The organism is Caballeronia sp. AZ10_KS36, from assembly GCF_023631105.1.
Lineage (GTDB): Bacteria > Pseudomonadota > Gammaproteobacteria > Burkholderiales > Burkholderiaceae > Caballeronia.
On record NZ_JALQDQ010000079.1, the window covers coordinates 1 to 324 of the forward strand.

The following is a 324-nucleotide window of genomic DNA, read 5'->3' on the forward strand; positions in this document are numbered from 1 at the left end:
GGACCGCCGCCGCGCGTGATCGAGGCCCGCGTGAACGGCACGCTCGCCGCCTCGGGCATGCTCGCGCCGACGCTCACCACGAAAGCCACGTTCAAGCTGAACGACAGCACATACGACAACCTGCCGCTCACCGGCGCGGGCACGGTGCAGGTCGCGGGCATGCGCATCCTGCCTAGCACGGCACAGCTTTCGATTGCGGGCAACGATGTCGACTTGAACGGCAGTTTCGGCGCGCCGGGCGACCGGTTGCGCTTTCGCGTCGATGCGCCGCAGCTGGAGCGGCTCGGCTTCGGCATCGCGGGCACCGTGAAGGCGGACGGCGAT

1 protein-coding gene is annotated in these 324 nt (G+C 69.4%); it reads left to right on the plus strand.

What is annotated here, in order from left to right:
- Window positions 1-324, plus strand: a 324-nt coding sequence (locus tag NCR35_RS30135) for a hypothetical protein (protein WP_250537466.1), incomplete at both ends; no start/stop codon positions are given.